We start from the raw sequence: 17,940 nt of genomic DNA, 5'->3' as shown, positions 1-17,940 counted from the left end.
CCAGGACTACGCTTGAGGCCACAACCATGTGTGTACCGGGCGGTGGCTTCCTCCCGGAAATGGAATCTGCCGCCCTCCTGAAGCGAGGTAGAGCAATGGACAAGAAGCCATCCGTTGTCCACGATTCCGACGCGGACCTCACGGTTGGTCCGCCGAAGCGATCCGCCGCGGGTTTGCCCAGCCTGGTGGATTCCTTGCCCCACGCGTTGAGCCAAATGGGCCCGTCCCGGACGTGGAAGACCCTGCTGGCCATGAACCAGAAGGATGGTTTCGACTGCATGAGTTGCGCCTGGCCGGATCCTCCGGAGCGGAAGCTGGCCGAGTTCTGTGAGAACGGTGCGAAGGCCGTGGGGTGGGAGGCCGATCCACTCAAGGTTCCGTCCACCTTTTGGGACGAGAACGACGTCGATTCCCTCGCCCAGCGCTCGGAATACTGGCTGGGACAGCAGGGCAGGCTCGTGGAACCCGTCTACAAACCTGCGGGTTCGAGCCACTACAGTCCCATCAGTTGGGATAATGCGTTCCGGATTGTGGCCCGCGAACTGAATGCCCTGGAATCGCCTGACGAAGCTACCTTTTATACCAGCGGCCGGACCAGCAATGAAGCCGCGTTTGTCTACCAGCTCTTCGTCCGCGCTTTCGGGACCAACAACCTGCCCGATTGCTCCAATATGTGCCATGAGTCCACCGGGCTGGCCCTCGGTGAGACCTTGGGCGTGGGCAAGTCCGCCGTCACCTACACGGACTTTGCCAAGGCGGATTTGATCATCATCATGGGCCAAAACCCGGGGACCTGCCATCCCCGGATGCTCACGGCCTTGGAAGAGGCCAAGCTCGCCGGTGCCAGCATTGTGGCGGTAAACCCGCTCCCGGAAGCCGGGCTCATCAACTTCAAGAACCCGCAACGGCCACGCGGGCTGGTGGGCAAAGGAACGGACTTGGCGGACCAGTTCCTGCAGATCCGCCTCGCGGGCGACATGGCGTTGCTTCAGGCCGTCTCCAAGCGGGTCCTGGAAGCGGAGAAGGCGGCGCCGGGGGCAGTACTGGATCATGCGTTCATCGAGGAGCATTGCCAAGGCCTTGAAGAGTTCCAAGCCCATATTGAAAACCTGGATGAGCAGGACGTCCTTGCCGCAACGGGCCTGAGGACGGAAGAAATCGACGAGCTTGCCGCCCGCTACCTGCGTGCGGAGAAGGTCATTATTACCTGGGCCATGGGCCTGACGCAGCACAAGAAGGCCGTGGCGACCATCAAGGAGATCGTCAATCTGATCCTGCTCCGCGGGAACATCGGCAAACCCGGCGCTGGTCCTTCGCCGATCCGTGGGCACAGCAACGTCCAGGGGGACCGGACCATGGGCATTTGGGAGAAGAGGCCCGAACCGTTCCTCAACGCCCTGCAGCAGGAATTCGGCTTTGACCCACCGCGGCACCCGGGCGTCGATTCCGTGGACAGCATCCGCGGCATGCGGGACGGCCGGATCAAAGTGCTCGTCGCGCTCGGTGGAAACCTCGTGCATGCAATGTCGGACACCACTGCGGCTGAGGCAGCAGTCCGCAAGACCCGGTTGTCAGTCCAGATTTCCACGAAGCTCAACCGTTCCCACGCCGTTGTGGGGGAGCAAGCGATGATCCTGCCGACGATGGGCCGCACCGAAATAGACCGCCAGGCCAGCGGCGAGCAGTTCGTCACCGTCGAAGACACCGTGTGTGCGGTGCACAGTTCGGCAGGAAGGCTGGAGCCGATCTCCGACAAAGTCTTGTCCGAAGTGGCGATCGTGTGCCGCATGGCCACGACGGTACTCGGCGACAAAGTTCCGGTTGATTGGCCAGGTTTCGAGGCGGACTACGATTCAGTGCGAGACCATATTTCCCATGTGGTGCCGGGTTTCGAGGACTTCAACCAGAAGGCCCGGAGCCGCGACGGTTTCGTCCTGCCCCACGGGCCCAGGGACGAGCGGAAGTTTCCCACCGCCACCGGGAAGGCAATGTTCACGGTCAACGACCTTGAGACCATCCACGTCCCGCAGGGGCGCTTGTTGCTCCAGACGGTGCGCTCCCACGATCAATTCAACACGACCACCTACAGCATGAACGACCGCTACCGGGGAGTGAAGAAGGGCCGTATGGTGCTTTTTGCGCACCGCGACGACCTGGCTGATCTGGGCCTTGTTGACGGCGGCTATGTGGACGTCCACAGCGAAGCCGACGACGGCGTGGACAGGGTCCTGCGCCAACTCCGGTTGATCGCGTACCCCACAGCCCGCGGTTGCGTGACTGCCTATTACCCGGAAGCGAACGTCCTCGTACCGCTGGATTCGACCGCCGAAGGCAGCAACACTCCCGCGTCCAAGTCCGTGGTGGTGCGCCTGGAACCAGCCGCACCACCGGACTTCAGCGTGAGTCGTTAGTACCCAGAGCCGCTAGTGCCCCCTGGCGATCCATTCCTCCAGCTGGGGCGCCTCGGCTCCAACGGTGGTGGGGCTGCCGTGGCCGGTCAGGACGAGCGTGTTTTCCGGCAACGCCAGGATCTTGGAACGGATGGAGTCGATGATCGTGGGGAAATCGCTGTAGGAACGCCCGGTGGCACCCGGTCCGCCCTGGAACAGCGTGTCGCCACTGAAAAGCGTTCCTTCGCTCTCCAGATGGAAGGACACGGAACCGGGGGAGTGGCCCGGGGTGTGGATGGCACGGAGCCGGGCGCCGGCGACCTCGAAGATCTCACCTTCGGTGATGCCGGCGTCGGGATCTGCTCCGGGATAAACCGCGTGCCACAGCATCCAGTCGTCACGGTGTAGGTGGATGGGTGCCCGCACAATGTCCCGGAAAGCTCCTGCGGAACGGATGTGGTCATCGTGGCCATGCGTCAGGAGGATGGCTTTGACGGTCCGGTCCCCGATCGCCTCCGCGATGGTCGCGGGCTGGTGCGCGGGATCGATCACGATGCACTCGGAATCGTCTCCGACAATCCAGACGTTGTTGTCCACATCCCAGGTGCCGCCGTCGAGCGAGAAGGTGCCCGACGTGATAACGCGGTCAACACGGACGGTCTTGGTTTCATCCGTCACAGTTCAACCACCGATCGAAGGACGGAACCTGAGTGCATCTTGTCGAAAGCCTCCTCGATATCGGCAATGCCGATCCGTTCGGTGACGAAGGCGTCGAGATTGAGCTTGCCTTGCCGGTAGAGGCTGACGAGCATGGGGAAATCGCGGGATGGCAGGCAGTCGCCGTACCAGGAGGACTTGAGCGAGCCGCCCCGGCCGAAGACGTCCAGCAGCGGGAGTTCGAGCGTCATTTCCGGCGTCGGGACGCCCACCAGCACCACAGTGCCGGCGAGGTCACGCGCGTAGAACGCCTGTTTGTAGGTCTCGGGACGGCCGACGGCGTCGATCACCACGTCCGCGCCAAAGCCGCCGGTGAGTTCGCGGATTTGTTCCACGGGATCGCCTTGGGAGGAGTCCACCACATGGGTGGCGCCGAGCTCGCGTGCACGGTCCAGCTTCTTGGCGTCGATGTCGACGGCGATGATGGTGGTGGCGCCAGCCAAGGCAGCGCCCGCGATGGCGGCCACGCCGACACCGCCGCAGCCGATAACGGCCACCGAATCGCCGCGCTTCACCCCTCCCGTGTTGATTGCGGCGCCGAGTCCGGCCATTACACCGCAGCCGAGCAAGCCGACGGCGGCAGCATCGGCGTCGGGATCAACCTTGGTGCACTGCCCTGCGGCAACAAGTGTCTTTTCCGCGAAGGCGCCGATGCCGAGCGCGGGCGAGAGGACTGTGCCGTCCTCAAGCGTCATCTTCTGCGTCGCATTGTGCGTGTTGAAACAGTACTGGGCCTGGCCGCGGTTGCAGGCCCGGCAATTGCCGCAGACCGCCCGCCAGTTCAGGATCACGCGGTCTCCGGGAACGATGTCCGTCACGTCCGGGCCGACGGCGCTCACAACGCCCGTTGCCTCATGCCCGAGAAGGAAGGGGAAATCGTCGCTGATGCCGCCGAGTTTGTAGTGCAGGTCAGTGTGGCACACACCGCTGGTGAGGATGTCCACCAAGGCTTCGCCCGGGCCGGGCTCCGGGATGAGGATCGTTTCCAGGGTGACAGGTGCGCCCTTCGAGCGGACTACTGCCCCTTTGACTGCGTGGACCATGGATTGCTCCCCTACGAGGTTCGTGGACCGCGGACCGGTGTCCGAGTCTGATCTCAAACTGTCTATCACACGGGCCGGACTGCGGTTCGGGGGTAGCTGCGCATTCAGCGTGTGGCGTACCTGCCTGCGAACAACGAAGGCCGGAGAACGGACGCCCTGCGTCCGTTCTCCTGCCTTCGGAAAATCAGGCGGCGAGGCGCGCTTCGACCTCGGCTGCGGAGGGGTTGGTGGCCGCGGTGCCGTCCGGGAAGAGGACCGTGGGGACGGTCTGGTTGCCGCCGTTCAACTTCTCCACGAGTTCGGCAGTGCCCTCGACTTCTTCGATGTTGATCTCGTTGTAGCCGATGCCCTTGGCGTCCAGCTGCTTCTTGAGGCGGTTGCAATAGCCGCACCAAGTGGTCGAGAACATAGTGATGGTGCCGGATTCGGGGGTGAAGTCCACGGATTCTCCTGTCGTCTTTGTTATGAACTACTCGCGTCAACGGTAACCCGGCAGGCGCTATTCCTTGGCGCGCATGTGTCACATGACACGGTCCACATAGAAACGGCGCGACGCATCGCGCCGCGCACGCCCAAAATGAAATCGACGCGCGGTTCCCTAGGACCGGACGAATCCGATCCTAGAGCGATTCTTCGACGGCGACGCCGGACTGGAACTCGCGGCCGTCGGCTTCACTGAAGGCCGTCATCACATGTCCCTTGCCAAGGCCGTTGATCGCCGAGAGGGGGAAATGGCCCGTAATGGTGTTCCCCGAGTGCTCAACACCCTTGAGCTCGTAGTTCTCTTCGGCGCTTTGGTCGTGGTTAAAGGAGAAGAAGGCGATCGCCTCCCCGTTCATGAACTCGATGCCCAGTCTTCGTTGGGAGGAATAGTCCGGACTCGCGGCGACCAGGCCCACAACATAGGCACCGGAACCGGGGATGTTGCCCTCGATCTCGAACTTGGCCACCAGCGTGGCTTCCGTGGCGGTGATGCTGGCCTTCTTCAGGAGTGCCTCATGGATGCTCATGGCTCAATCCTGCTCTGTGCGACTCCCGCCGTCCACCCCTGATTCGGGTTTTGTCAGAGCTTTGCCGTCGGCCGGATCTGATCGGGCATAGGGCCAAAATCCGCCCTGACCAGCCGGAAGACTTGCTGATACAGGTACCGGCAGGGCCTCCCTCGCGGCCCGGAAGGCCTCTAGGGTTGAGGGCGTGGATATCCGGAATGAAGGCATGAAGCGTTTGCTCGTCCCGTCTGCAGCGCTGTTGTGGGGGTTCCAGTTCGCGTTCCTCAACCCTGCGCTGGCACTCCTCCTGGTGGCCCTGTTCAACGCCACCCCGGCCGAGGTGGGATGGGTCCTCGCTGTCTACAACGCCAGCGGCTTCGTCGCTTCCCTCCTCGTGCCTGCGTATGCAGACCGTGCAAACGACTACCTGCGGCCCATGCTGGCCTGTGGGGTCCTGACCCTGGCGCTGTCCGCCCTCCTGGCGGTGAGCACTTCGCTGCCGCTCGCCGTCGTGGGCTTGATCGTCCTTGGCGGTCCGGCAGGGGTCGGCAGCTCGCTTTTGTTCGCCCACCTCAGGCACTCAGGTGCCGGAACGGCGGATGTGGTGAACACCCGCGCGATTGTCTCCTTCGCCTGGGTGGCGGGGCCGCCCCTGGCGACGTTCATCATGGGCGCGCTGGGCAATCGGGCCGTCCTGCTCGCCCTCGGTGCGGTCGCGGTCCTCAATGTCGCCACGACTGCTGCCATGATTTCCCGACGGCGCGCTGCTGTCGTCGAGGATCGGCCCAAGGCCCATGGCGAAGAGGATGGGAACCCGTTCTCAAAATTCGGGGTCGCCGCCGTCGTCTTCGCCTTTATCGCCTTGCAGGCAACCAACAGCGCCGCGGTGTCCATCATGAGCCTGTTCGTGACGCAGGGACTCGGCGTGGACGTCATCTGGGCGGGCGTCGCTCTCGGCGTGTCGGCCGCACTTGAGATCCCGGCGCTCTTCCTGATCGGGCGGCTGGCGCGCCGCTACTCCAGCCGGGCGCTCATCGCCTCCGGATGCGTGGCCGGGATCGCCTACTACGCGGCCATGGCGTTTGTCTCCAACCCCGCCACCCTGATTGCGCTCCAGGTCCTGAATGCCTGGTTCTTCGGAATTGTGGCGGGCGTGGGGTTGACCCTGTTCCAGCGACTGATTCCCCGTCCCGGCTTGGCGTCTGGCCTCTACACCAACACCAGGCGCGCTGGCGCTATCGTGTCAGGCCCCATCATCGCTCTAGGATCGACGACGGCGCTCGGCTACCAGGGCATCTTCGCGGCTTGCGCGGCCCTCACTGTCGTGGCGCTGCTTGTCATCGTGCTGGCCGGGCGGCCGCCACGGCGGATACCGCCGAAGCAACGGCCTGCTGCCTCCGCGCCCGTCCTTGACGCTATCGATTGAGCCTGACCACGCGCAGGATGATTCCTGCTGCGAACATGAGAACGCCCATGCCCGCCGATAGCGGCGGAAGCGTGGCCACGAGGATTACGCACGCCACGGCCCCGAACACTTGGAGCGCCTTGGGGTAGCGGCGGTCTTCGGCCGGCTGGGTGAACGCGGCAATATTGGCGACCAGATAGTAAATGAGCACCCCGAAAGAGGAGAAGCCGATCGCGCCGCGCAGGTCGGCGACCGCGACGATCACGCTGATCACGACGGCGAGGGCGGCTTCGGCCCGGTGCGGGACACGATAGCGGGGGTGGACCGCGGCGAGCCAGTGCGGCAGGTCGTGGTGCCTGGCCATCGCCAGGGTGGTCCGACCCAAGCCGGCGATGAGTGCCAACAAGGCACCGAGGGAAGCGAGGGCGGCTCCAACGCGGACCACCGGGACGGCCCAGGAGAAGGTCCCGGCTCCGACCGCGGCAGCGAGCGGCGTTGGGGTGCCGGCCACGCCGTCCGGGCCGAGGGCGGCGAGAAGGGTCACGGCGATGATGGCGTAGAGGACGACGGCGATGCCCAAGGCGATCCCGATGGCACGCGGAATGGCGCGCCGGGGATTGCGCACTTCCTCTCCCATGGTCGCGATCCTCGCGTAGCCAGCGAAAGCGAAGAACAGCAACCCGGCGGACTGGAGGATCCCGTACCAGCCATGTGCAAGCAGTCCATCCCCGAGAATGTTGGCCGGGGACGGAATGGAACCGCCCCAGCAGGCTGCCACGCCAATGGCGAGGGCCGCCAGCACTGCGAGAACCAGAATGCGCGTCAGGCCAGCCGTGCGGGTCACCCCGTGATAGTTGACGACGGCGAGGACGACGACGGCGGCGATTGCCACGGGACGTTCCCACCCCGGAGGGGCGGCGTAGGCGGCGAATGTCATGGCCATGGCCGCCGCGCTGGCGGTCTTACCGATCACGAATCCCCAACCGGCCAGGAATCCGGACCACGGTCCCAGCCGTTCACGACCGTAAATGTACGTTCCGCCCGACGTGGGATATGCGGCGGCGAGCTGGGCGGAGGACGTCGCGTTACAGAATGCCACCCCTGCCGCGACGACGAGTCCAATCAGCAGTCCTGATCCTGCGGCGGAAGCGGCCGGAGTGAAGGCCGCGAACACGCCGGCGCCGATCATGGAGCCCAATCCGATCACCACCGCGTCAAAGGTACCCAGCCGACGGGCCAGGGCCTGGGGGTTGCTCATTTGGGGTCTCCTTCGGGGCTCAGACCCAGCCTAATTGGCTATTGGATGAGCCTAGGACTTCCCGGTGACTGTCAGAACGATGAGGACGCAGTTGAGGCCCACGATGAGGGCCGCGCTGGTCCACCCAGCTATCTTCAATGCCGTGGAATCCGTGTGGATGCCCATGACCTCGCGTTTGCCGGTGAGCCGGATCAGCGGAATCAAAGCGAAAGGTATGCCGAAGCTCAGCAGGACTTGACTCAGCACGAGTGCCAGGGTGGGTTCTATGCCCGCGCCGAGAATGACCAGGGCCGGGACCAACGTGACCACCCGGCGGACCAGCAAGGGGACCCGGATCTTGAGGAGTCCGCCCATGACCGTTGCGCCGGCGTAGCATCCGACGGAGGTTGAAGCGAGGCCCGAGGCAAGCAAACCGACGCCGAAAGCCACGCCGATGACTGGACCAAGGGCCGAAGTAACGGCGGCATGGGCCCCGGCGATGGTGTCGGTTCCTTCGACTCCCCGCAGGCTGGACGCGGCCAAAAGGAGCATGGCGATGTTCACGACCCCGGCCAGCATCAAGGCCCCCACGACGTCCACGCGGGTGGTCTTGATGAGCCTTGTCCGTACAGCGGGATCTTCCGAGAAGCCATGCCGGTCACGGGCCAGGGCCGAATGGAGGTAGATGGCATGCGGCATGACGGTGGCACCGAGCATGCTCGCAGCGAGGAGGACAGTGTCCGTGCCCTCGAACCGCGGCACCAAACCAGCTAGTACTCCACCGGTCTCCGGCGGGTTGACGAAGAGCCCCGAAACGAAACCGACGGCGATGACCGCCAAAAGCATCATGATGGCGTACTCAAAGGACTTCTGTCCCCGTGATGACTGGAGCGCCAGGAGCAACATGGATGCCAGCCCGATGATGACTCCGCCCATGAGAAGCGGCACTCCGAAGAGAAGGTTGAGGGCTACCGCTCCGCCGATGACTTCGGCCATGTCGGTAGCCCCGGCAACCACCTCTGCCTGGACCCAAAACAGTCTGCGGCGGTGGGTTCCCAACCGTTTGCCCAGGAGTTCCGGAAGGCTGTGGCCGGTGGCCAAGCCGAGCTTCGCCGACTGGTACTGCACCAGGACCGCCATGACGTTTGCCGCTACCAGGACCCACACGAGCAGGTAGCCGTAGTTCGCTCCGGCAGTGAGGTTTGCCGCGACGTTTCCCGGATCCACGTATGCGATCGCAGCCACGAAAGCCGGCCCCAACAAGAGTAGCCGGGACTTCCACCGGGTCTTGCTCGCCGGTTGCTCCGCAATAGTGGCAGCCATGGTTTCCTCAACATCGGGGATACGGACATTTGAGGATACCGTTAAGTTAGGCATGCCGAAAAGTAGTTTTTAGGTGCGGCTTGATAAGCGCCTCGCCCAACTAGCTCGCAGTAGATGTCGCTTTGAGCCCTCAAAACGACATTAACTGCGAGTCAGTTGGGTGGGGACAGTTGGGTGGGTTCAGGCGTGGGTGGGTTCAAGCGTGGGTGGGTTCAAGCGTGGGTGGGTTCAAGCGTGGGTGGGTTCTTCCACGAGCGCCGTGGCGATGCTGTCCGCATCCTCGAGCGCGGCGAGGTACCGTTCGGCATCCAAGGCCGCGGCGCAACCCGTGCCTGCGGCCGTAATGGCTTGGCGGTAGCGGTGGTCCACAGCGTCACCGCAAGCGAAGACGCCGGAGAGATTGGTAACCGTGGTGGGGGAGTCGACCTTGATGTAACCCTCGGCGTCGAGCTCCACCTGTCCCGCAACAAGCTCCGTCCGCGGGACATGTCCAATGGCCACGAATATGCCCGTGGCCGCATGTTCGCGCGAGTCACCGGAGCGCGTGTCGGCCAGGGTTACCCCGGTGACCTTGGCGTCGCCGTGGATTGCGGTGATGGCCGAGTTCCACGCGAAGCGGATTTTCGGATTGTCCTTGGCCCGCTGAGCCATGATCCGGGAGGCCCGGAGCTCTTCCCTGCGGACGACGACGGTCACGGTCTTCGCGAACCGGGTCAGGAACATCGCTTCTTCCATGGCGGAATCACCGCCGCCCACCACGATGATTTCCTGTTCGCGGAAGAAGAAGCCATCGCACGTGGCGCACCACGAAACGCCGTGTCCGCTCAGCCTCTTCTCTTCGGGCAAGCCGAGTTCTTTGTAGGCCGAACCGGTCGCAAGGATCACGGCCGGAGCCTCGTGGGTGTCACCCGAGCCGGTGACCACGCGCTTGAGGTGCCCAATCAGCTGGACTTCAGTGACGTCGTCGAACACTATCTTGGCGCCGAAGCGCTCGGCTTGCTCCTGCAGGCCATCCATGAGCTCGGGACCTTGGATCCCAGCGGGGAAGCCGGGGAAGTTCTCCACCTCCGTTGTGTTCATCAACGCGCCGCCGGCGGTGACTGATCCGGCAAGGACGAGGGGGCTCAGGCCTGCCCGGGCGGCATAAATTGCCGCGGTGTAGCCGGCAGGGCCGGATCCGATGATGATCAGCTGTTCTTTGCTCATAGACAAGTGGAACAAGGACGAGGACTTCAATCAAGGGGCTCGTCAATCCGAGTGCATAATGGGTGAATGTTGAGCGAAGCCGGAGCCGTCCTCATCCGGCCCATGAGTCCCGAGGATTGGCCCGAGGTCCGTGCGATTTTCACGGAGGGTATCGAGACCGGCCAGGCAACCTTTGAAGCGGCAGCTCCGGAGTGGGAACAATTCGACACAAGCCGCCTTCCTGATCACCGCTTCGTTGCTGAAGTATCCGGCCATGTGTTGGGGTGGACGGCAGTTTCCGCTGTGTCTGCGCGCCCGGCTTATGCCGGCGTCGTTGAACACTCCGTTTATGTCGCCGGTTCTGCTCGCGGACGGGGTGTCGGAAGCCTGCTGCTGAAAGCGCTGGCTGCATCGACCGAAGAGCATGGCATCTGGACCATCCAGTCCAGCGTTTTCCCCGAGAACCAGGCCAGCATCCGCCTTCATCAAGCGAATGGCTTCACCATCGTTGGCCGGCGTGAACGCATCGCGCGCATGAATGCCGGGCCCCTTGCCGGCCAATGGCGAGATACACTCCTGCTCGAACGCCGCTCGCGCCGGGTCTGAAGACGGCGCCGAGGGCGGCGGCCACGCGGCGGCTCATGCCATTTTGCAGAGGCTGTTGAGGGCTGCCCATTGGAGGAGCATGATCGACTTTCCGTCCATTATGCGACCGTCCTCGATCATGGCGAGAGCATCGGCGAACGCAATCTCGATGGTTTCGATGTCCTCGCCCTCCGCGGCTACTCCGCCGCCGAGGCCTGTCTGGTCGGCCGGGGTGTAGGGCGCAACGAAGAAGTGGAGCCTTTCGGTGACCGATCCGGGGCTCATGTAAGCGTCGAAGACATGCCGCAGCGCTCCGACGTCGACGCCGAGCTCCTCGCTGGCCTCACGACGGATAGCCGTTTCGGGATCGTCGTTATCCAGTAAGCCGGCAGCAGTCTCGATCAGCATCCCGTCCGGATGATCGTTGACGTAGGCAGGGAAGCGGAACTGCCGGGTGAGTAGAACCGTGCCCCGGCCGGCGTCGTACAACAGAATCGTCGCGCCATTTCCTCGATCGTAACTTTCGCGTTGCTCCGTGACCCATCGGCCATCCCTGCGGCGGTAGTCGAAGGTGGTGCGACGCAGCACGTGCCAACCGTCAGAGGTCACTTCGACGTCGCGCACAACCACAGCGGGATTGCGGTCGAGGCCGCGGCCGGCTTGGTCGAGGCCGGTGCGGCCGCGGTGGTCGGGTACGTCAATTCCAGGACGCAACGTCGTGGGAGGGGCATCGTTTGTCGGAGTCATCCCGTTAGAATAGTGCATAATCTTGCAACATCAGGAAGGAACGCGCATGCTTGCTGCCGAACGACTCGAATACCTCCTCACGCGCCTTGCCGCCGATGGCAAGGTGATCGCCAAAGACGTCGCCCACGAACTTGGATTGTCCGAAGATAGCGTGCGCCGCGATCTGCGCGAGCTTGCCGCGGCCGGGCTCTGCCAACGTGTGTACGGCGGCGCCCTGCCGGTTTCTCCTGCCATCGCCGACTATGCCACCCGCGTCACGGTCGAGCCGGGGAGCAAGGGCCGCATTGCTGCCCGCGCCGCTTCGATGGTCCAGCCGGGTTCCGCAGTGATCCTCGACGGCGGCACCAGCACCCTCGCGGTGGTTCACGCGCTGCCCGCCGAGCTCGACTGCACTGTGATTACCCACAGCCCAACCATCGCCTCGGCGCTTGTCGAGCACCCCCTCATCGAGGTGTTCCTCCTCGGTGGTCGCTTGTTCAAGCACTCTGCCGTGACCTGCGGGGCTGCGGCCGTCGAGGCCACCCAGGCCATTTCCGCCGAGTTGTTCTTCCTTGGTGTCACCGGAGTCCACCCCGTCCACGGACTGACAACCGCCGACGCCGACGAAGCCGCCATGAAACGCGCCCTGGCCGCCCGTGCGGCAGATACCTATGTCCTCGCCAGCACCGAGAAGATCGGCGCAGCTTCGCGCTATTCGGTATTGCCTTTTGCCAGCGTCGCCGGCATCATCACCGATGCGCCAGCCAACGATCCGACCATGAGGGAACTCTCGCACCTTGGCGTTGCCCTCATTGGCGCCGATTGACCCTGGTGACCCCTGGAGCCCACTAGTCAGCTCGGTCCTGGTGTGCGCGGATGACAAAGTGTTCAACTCGACGGTCCGGAATCAGCCAGATCAATGCCACCACCGTGTAGGCGGCAACAGCGAGCAAAGGATGCAGGAAGCAGAGGCCGAGGCCGGCCAGATAGATGAGCGGCGACGTCTTCCCCTTCCAGTCCCGGCCAATCGCCTGAGCGAGCGCGCCCTGCCGCCCCTGGTCCCGGATCAATGACTGCTGCAGGACGAAGTAGGCGATGGCGGCGCAGAGCAGGTTGAACCCGTAAGCCAGCACAGGGACCTCAGCGAAGCCCGAGTCATCCATCCAGCGTGTGCTGAACGGGAAGAGGGATATCCAGAACAACAGGTGCAGGTTCGCCCAAAGTATTCCGCCGTTGACCCGATCCGCCAGATGGATCATGTGGTGGTGGTTGTTCCAGTAGATCCCCACGTAGACGAAGCTCAGCAAATAGCTGAGGAAAGTTGGCAGGACGCTGAGCAAGCCATGCCAGCTCGGTTCCGGGGGCACGCGCAGTTCGAGCACCATGATGGTGATGACAATGGCGAGGACGCCGTCACTGAATGCCTCGAGCCGGTTCTTGTTCATCTTCCATAGCCCCTGATCGCGTCGATGAGCGTTTTGACGAGTTTCTCATTGTCCACTTGAGTCAGAACATTGATTGATCGGGCGCTATTTGTATCAACTCCAACCGTGGGGCGTAGTTTGCCGTGTACCCAACGAATACACCTTCCGCGGGTTAGCGCACCACTCAATTCAACGTCAACCATGTACTCCTGGCTGCGTGCGATGGATCGGTCAAGCAAGACCGCGACGGCCAGGGGGTCATGGAGCCAGCACCCGGGGATGCGGCGTGTTCTCGAAGAGTATTTGAGCCAGGCGCGCGTCCAAGGAAGAACGCACCGGGCGAGATCGTTTTCGACGTTTTCCAGCTCCGCCAAATCGTCGAGTGTAAGCATTGTCTGTTCCGAAGCGTCGAGGGGTACCAAGGTAATGGGAGCCGCGCTCCTAAGAACGATGCGGGCAGCTTCGGGGTCGATCCCGAAGTTGGTGTCTTTCAGGGTGCCCTCGATGTTGAATGAGCCACCCATGACGATGATCTCCGCCACCGAGCTTGCCAGTTGTGGGTAGAGGAGCATTGCCTGGGCGACGTTGGTGAGCGGTCCAATGGCAACGATGGTCACATTGCCGGGGTCTGCGAGGACGAGCTGGGCAATCTGAAGGGCGGCGGGGGCGGTAAGCGCTTGTTCGAAGTCCCGAACCCGCGGCACGCCCTTCCAGAGACCGGCGAGCGAAGGGTCGACGATGGGGGCGTCGAGGAATGACCTCCACGGGCCGTCGGGTTCTTGAAGTGCACGTTCGGCGCCGCAATAGACGGGGATCTGGAGTCCAAGGTCCTCCATCATGGTGCGTGCCACGGAGTAGCCGGTGCGGCTCGGTGTGTTTCCTGAAACCGTGGTGATGGCTGCGAGCTCTATCCGATCTTCGGCGGCGATTGCAAGGGCAAGGGCCAGGCCGTCGTCGACGTTTGCACCGGGGATGCCATTCCCTGGATCACAATCCATGATGATGCGAGTTCGCTTGCTATTGGTCTCTGTCAAAAGTATTTCTTTCGTAGTCGCATCCGCAGGACGCTCGCCTCCGCAGCTGGAAGGCGCACTCGATGGATTCGACCATAAATGGGTCGGATTCCAGAAGCAGTTTGATGGAGGCCTTGGCAATGGCTCTGGTGGGTTGTTCGATGGCCGTCAGGGTGGGCGTACTGAATGCGGAATTGATCGTGCCGTTAAAGCAAACAACGGCTAGGTCCTGCGGGACGCGTACACCGAATTCGGCCGCCGCCGCAAGCAAACCGAGGGCCTGCAGTTCGTTCGAAACGAAAACGGCGTCTGGTTGGAGCGATCCGGAAAACATTGCCTTTGCGGCGGCATATCCGCCACCCCTGGTGTAGTCGGCTTCGAAGCTGAGAGTGTCGCTTGCGCCGTTGCTGTTTAGTTCCAAGGCTTGCTTCCAGCCGCTAATACGGTCTTGGGAGTTCAGGTTCTTCCGCGGCCCTGAAATGATGCCAACAGACGTCCTGCCGTGATCAATCAAATGCTTTGTGGCTTCGAAGGCCGCCTCGGTCTCATTGATGAAGACCGAGGCGGCCTCCGAGCCGGCTGGTGTTTTGTCGAGGACAACCACCGGGACGCGTGCTGCATGAGCGTCCCGCATATCTACGTCCCTGTCGACGCCATACCAAATAATGCCGTCTACCCGGCGCTCAATGAAGGTACGCAGGATTTCATTTTCGCGTTCCTTGTTGTCATCGGAATCGCCAAGCAGCAGCATTCTGCCAGTGGAGAACATTTCCTGCTGTAAAGCGTGGGCCAGAGCCGCCAGGAACGGGTTGCGGATGTTCGGGACGATCAAGCCATAAGTCTTCGTCGAACCTGCAGCCAGGGACCGCGCTATGGTGTTTGGCCGGTAGCCCGTTTCCGCAATGGCGTCGAGGACCTTCTGCCTGGTTGTGCTGGAAACCGGGCGGGGCCCGTTATTGACCACATAACTCACAACCGCTTCAGATGTTCCGGCCGCAAGCGCGACTTCCCTTCGGGTTACCTTGCCGATATATCGTCCCATGGCGCCTATCTGTTTCATGTCCCTCCGGCGGTTACTCTAGCAACTGCTCAGACGGCATCCTCGAATTCATTGAGGTCACGGCCCTTGGTCTCAGGGGCATAAAAGGTCGTGACCAAGCCGATTCCGGCCATGAGGATGAAATACGCTGCAATGGGCCACCAGTGACCGAACCCTGCCAGCAAGGCGGCAGCCACCAAAGGAGCCGTGCCGCCCGAGACGATGGAGCCGAGTTCCTTGGCCAAGGCCATCTGGGAATAGCGGTGGTTGGCCCCGAACAGTTCGACGCCGTAGGCGGCTTGAACGCCGAAAATTCCCAAGGAGGCCAGGCACATCCCCACGATGATGACCACCATGACGATTGCCGGGTCGCGTGTGTCCAACAACGCGAAGGCGGGCACTGCGTAAAGAACCAACAGGAGGCAGAAGACGCGGTAGCTGAGCCGGCGGCCGAAGCGATCCGAGAGCAATCCTGCCAGCGGGATCACGCCGAAACCGAGGATGGAGGCAATGAGAACGGCCGACGTCGGAACGGACTTATCGACAAGCAGGACTTTGGCGACGTATCCGATGACAAAACTCTGGGCGAGGTAGGAAGGTCCGTTCTCGCCGATCCGGAGCCCTACCATGATGAAGAAGGCTTTGCGCCTGGACCAGAAGGTGCCCGCCGGTTTGCTCGCCCGCGCCTCTGTCGAGTTGCCAAGCAGCTCTTGCTGCTTGAGAAACACAGGGCTCTCAGACATTGAGCGGCGGATAAGCAGCGCTGCCGCAGTGATGATGAAACTGCCGATGAAGGGGATGCGCCACCCCCAGGACAGCAAGTCCTGCTGGGGAAGCTGGACGATCAGGAGCCAGATGGCCGAGGCGAGGAGCGTTCCGCTATTCGAGCCGAGCGCGACAATCGATGCCACCAAGCCACGGCGCTTTGCCGGTGCGTATTCGGCGAGCATGACGGCACCGCCGGACAATTCTGCTCCAGCGCCGAAGCCTTGGGCGAGACGGAGCAGGACAAGCAAGGCCGGGGCGGCCATCCCGATCTGGTCATAACCGGGGATGAGGCCTATCAACGTGGTGGACACTCCCATGAGGGCCACCGTCGCGACAAGTACGAACTTCCGCCCGCGCTTGTCCCCGAGCCGGCCGAAATAGATGGCTCCGAGGGGCCTCGCAAGAAAGCCAACAGCGTACGTGGCGAATCCGGACAAGAGGGCGATAACTGGGGAGCTTCCCGGGAAGAACACGTTGCCGAAGATCAGGCCTGCGGCCAAGCCGTACAAGGCGAAATCCACGTATTCCATGGTTGTTCCGAGCCAGGTGGAGATGGTTGCTGTGCGGAACCGGGCTCGGCCTTCGGGTGTTTGAAAGTGCAGATCGGGTTCCGAGGCTTTTTCAAGATCGACAGTACTCATGGCACGTTCTGGTCCTTTGATGAGGTGGTGGGGTGCGAGGTCTACGCGCGTAGAACACCTAGGACGATAGTTGGCCACCGTAATCAAAAGGAGACTGGATAGTGAACGTTTATCAAAGGACAGCGAAAGTCCCCGCGGGACACAAGCGCGCAGCCGAAGCCACGGTGCACGCGCCCCGCAGGGACTTTTCGGAACGCGTGCCCTTCCCGCCTAGCCCAGTGTGGACGCGTCAATGACGAAGCGGTACCGCACATCCGAGGCGAGCACGCGCTCGTAGGCGTCGTTGATCTTGTCGGCCGGGATGACTTCGATCTCGGCGTCAAGTCCGTGTTCGGCGCAGAAGTCGAGCATTTCCTGGGTCTCCCGGATGCCGCCGATTGCCGATCCCGCGAAGGAGCGCCGTCCCGTGATGAGTGAGAACACGTTGACCGGCAGTGGCTCCGCCGGTGCGCCGACGTTCACCAGCGCGCCGTCGAGGGCCAGCAACTGAAGGTAGGAGCTGATGTCGATCGGGGCGCTGACGGTGTTGATGATCAAGTCGAACGCTCCCGCAAGCTCTTCGAAGGTGGCCGGGTTGCTTGTGGCGTAATAGGAATCCGCGCCCAAGCGCAGGCCGTCTTCCATTTTCTTCAGCGATTGGGACAGCACCGTGACTTCGGCGCCCATGGCGTGTGCGAGTTTGACGGCCATGTGCCCCAGTCCGCCGAGTCCGGCGACGGCGACCTTCTTGCCCGGACCGGCACCCCAGTGCCGGAGCGGCGAATAGGTGGTGATGCCTGCGCACAGCAGGGGAGCGGCGGCGTCGAGCCCTATTCCTTCGGGGATCTGGACCACGAAGTCTTCGGTCACGACGACGTGGGTGGAGTAGCCGCCCTGGGTGATGGTCCCGTCGCGGTCAACGGCGCCGTAGGTCCCGGTCATGCCTTTGAGGCAGTACTGCTCCTCGCCCTTGCGGCAGTTCTCGCATTCGCGGCAGGAGTTGACCATGCAGCCGACGCCGACGCGGTCGCCGACCTTGTGGCGGGTGACTTCGGAACCGATTTCAGTGACGATTCCGGCGATTTCGTGGCCGGGGGCGAGCGGGTAGGACTGCGGTCCCCAGTCGCCGCGGACCGTGTGGATGTCTGAATGGCAGATGCCTGCGTACTTGATCTCGATCAGCACGTCGTGGGCACCGACGTCGCGGCGCTCGATGGTGGTGGGGACGAGGGCTTCGCTCGCGGATGGGGCGGCGTAAGCATTGACGGTCAGCATTATTCTCCTGTTGGTGGACGGAGGATTGGCACTATCCATCCAACAGGAGATTTCCGAAGCGAGGGAGTCCCTGCTGGTAGGGGTACTGGCAATGCCTCCCTCGGCTTCTCCTTCAACTTCATGTAAACATGTTACCTACGAAATTGAATCCATGTAATTGATTGACAAGGGGCGTTTATGCACCTACCTTCGATGTCAGGC

Annotated in this window: 17 protein-coding genes; 4 read left to right on the top strand and 13 right to left on the bottom strand. The window is 62.8% G+C overall.

The features are described from left to right. Positions 1 to 95: 95 nt before the first annotated feature. On the top strand, positions 96 to 2,411 hold the full coding sequence (locus NFJ07_RS17860) for an FdhF/YdeP family oxidoreductase (RefSeq protein ID WP_269996259.1): 2,316 nt from the start codon (positions 96 to 98) through the stop codon (positions 2,409 to 2,411). Between the two features lie 12 nt (positions 2,412 to 2,423). On the opposite strand, the gene NFJ07_RS17855 is transcribed toward NFJ07_RS17860, so the two are convergent. The 4 genes from NFJ07_RS17855 to NFJ07_RS17840 all read right to left on the bottom strand — a co-directional run bounded on the left by NFJ07_RS17855 (position 2,424) and on the right by NFJ07_RS17840 (position 5,160). Further along, a complete protein-coding gene (locus NFJ07_RS17855; RefSeq protein ID WP_269996258.1) occupies positions 2,424 to 3,068 on the bottom strand; it encodes an MBL fold metallo-hydrolase in 645 nt (214 codons plus the stop codon). Beyond that, positions 3,065 to 4,150, bottom strand: a complete 1,086-nt coding sequence (locus NFJ07_RS17850; RefSeq protein WP_269996257.1) for an S-(hydroxymethyl)mycothiol dehydrogenase — start codon at positions 4,148 to 4,150, stop codon at positions 3,065 to 3,067. The genes NFJ07_RS17855 and NFJ07_RS17850 overlap by 4 nt, the downstream gene beginning before the upstream one ends. 184 nt (positions 4,151 to 4,334) lie before the next feature. Beyond that, on the bottom strand, positions 4,335 to 4,592 hold the full coding sequence (locus tag NFJ07_RS17845) for a mycoredoxin (RefSeq protein WP_059389319.1): 258 nt from the start codon (positions 4,590 to 4,592) through the stop codon (positions 4,335 to 4,337). Positions 4,593 to 4,770: 178 nt separating this feature from the next. After that, entirely contained in the window at positions 4,771 to 5,160 is a 390-nt protein-coding gene (locus NFJ07_RS17840; protein ID WP_269996256.1) for a hypothetical protein, read from the bottom strand. Between the two features lie 184 nt (positions 5,161 to 5,344). Here NFJ07_RS17840 and NFJ07_RS17835 point away from each other — a divergent pair, with 184 nt between their 5' ends. Next, entirely contained in the window at positions 5,345 to 6,565 is a 1,221-nt protein-coding gene (locus NFJ07_RS17835; RefSeq protein ID WP_269996255.1) for an MFS transporter, read from the top strand. Here the strand turns inward: NFJ07_RS17835 and NFJ07_RS17830 are convergent. The 3 genes from NFJ07_RS17830 to trxB form a co-directional block, all read right to left on the bottom strand. Further along, positions 6,555 to 7,802 (bottom strand): APC family permease, encoded by a 1,248-nt coding sequence (locus NFJ07_RS17830; protein WP_269996253.1) that lies wholly within the window; start codon positions 7,800 to 7,802, stop codon positions 6,555 to 6,557. The genes NFJ07_RS17835 and NFJ07_RS17830 overlap by 11 nt on opposite strands. Before the next feature lie 51 nt (positions 7,803 to 7,853). Beyond that, a complete protein-coding gene (locus tag NFJ07_RS17825; RefSeq protein ID WP_269996291.1) occupies positions 7,854 to 9,104 on the bottom strand; it encodes an Nramp family divalent metal transporter in 1,251 nt (416 codons plus the stop codon). 228 nt (positions 9,105 to 9,332) lie between these two features. Continuing rightward, positions 9,333 to 10,310 (bottom strand): thioredoxin-disulfide reductase, encoded by a 978-nt coding sequence (gene trxB / locus NFJ07_RS17820; RefSeq protein WP_269996251.1) that lies wholly within the window; start codon positions 10,308 to 10,310, stop codon positions 9,333 to 9,335. A 66-nt stretch (positions 10,311 to 10,376) separates the two neighbouring features. Here trxB and NFJ07_RS17815 point away from each other — a divergent pair, with 66 nt between their 5' ends. Next, entirely contained in the window at positions 10,377 to 10,895 is a 519-nt protein-coding gene (locus NFJ07_RS17815; protein ID WP_269996250.1) for a GNAT family N-acetyltransferase, read from the top strand. 33 nt (positions 10,896 to 10,928) lie between these two features. On the opposite strand, the gene NFJ07_RS17810 is transcribed toward NFJ07_RS17815, so the two are convergent. After that, positions 10,929 to 11,621 carry an NUDIX domain-containing protein gene (locus tag NFJ07_RS17810; RefSeq protein ID WP_269996249.1) on the bottom strand — a complete coding sequence of 231 codons (693 nt, stop codon included), beginning with the start codon at positions 11,619 to 11,621 and terminating at the stop codon, positions 10,929 to 10,931. A 46-nt stretch (positions 11,622 to 11,667) separates the two neighbouring features. Here NFJ07_RS17810 and NFJ07_RS17805 point away from each other — a divergent pair, with 46 nt between their 5' ends. Beyond that, a complete protein-coding gene (locus tag NFJ07_RS17805) occupies positions 11,668 to 12,426 on the top strand; it encodes a DeoR/GlpR family DNA-binding transcription regulator (protein ID WP_269996248.1) in 759 nt (252 codons plus the stop codon). 22 nt (positions 12,427 to 12,448) lie between these two features. Here the strand turns inward: NFJ07_RS17805 and NFJ07_RS17800 are convergent, their stop codons facing one another. From NFJ07_RS17800 to NFJ07_RS17780, 5 genes are all read right to left on the bottom strand, one after another. Beyond that, positions 12,449 to 13,045, bottom strand: coding sequence for a TMEM175 family protein (locus NFJ07_RS17800; RefSeq protein WP_269996247.1), 597 nt, complete (start codon positions 13,043 to 13,045; stop codon positions 12,449 to 12,451). Continuing rightward, entirely contained in the window at positions 13,042 to 14,058 is a 1,017-nt protein-coding gene (locus tag NFJ07_RS17795; RefSeq protein WP_269996246.1) for a nucleoside hydrolase, read from the bottom strand. Before NFJ07_RS17795 ends, NFJ07_RS17800 begins: the two co-directional genes overlap by 4 nt. Beyond that, the gene (locus tag NFJ07_RS17790) at positions 14,042 to 15,079 is read right to left on the bottom strand and encodes a LacI family DNA-binding transcriptional regulator (RefSeq protein ID WP_269996245.1); all 1,038 of its coding nucleotides are present in this window, start codon (positions 15,077 to 15,079) and stop codon (positions 14,042 to 14,044) included. The genes NFJ07_RS17795 and NFJ07_RS17790 overlap by 17 nt, the downstream gene beginning before the upstream one ends. A 47-nt stretch (positions 15,080 to 15,126) precedes the next feature. Further along, positions 15,127 to 16,485 (bottom strand): MFS transporter, encoded by a 1,359-nt coding sequence (locus NFJ07_RS17785; RefSeq protein WP_269996244.1) that lies wholly within the window; start codon positions 16,483 to 16,485, stop codon positions 15,127 to 15,129. Positions 16,486 to 16,695: 210 nt separating this feature from the next. Beyond that, complete coding sequence (locus NFJ07_RS17780) at positions 16,696 to 17,739, bottom strand: NAD(P)-dependent alcohol dehydrogenase (protein ID WP_269996243.1); 1,044 nt, start codon at positions 17,737 to 17,739, stop codon at positions 16,696 to 16,698. Positions 17,740 to 17,940: the final 201 nt, after the last annotated feature.

This window comes from Arthrobacter sp. B2a2-09 (assembly GCF_027587375.1).
Classification (GTDB): domain Bacteria; phylum Actinomycetota; class Actinomycetes; order Actinomycetales; family Micrococcaceae; genus Arthrobacter.
Note: the sequence above shows the minus strand (reverse complement) of the source record. Positions and strands in the feature narration are given on the sequence as shown.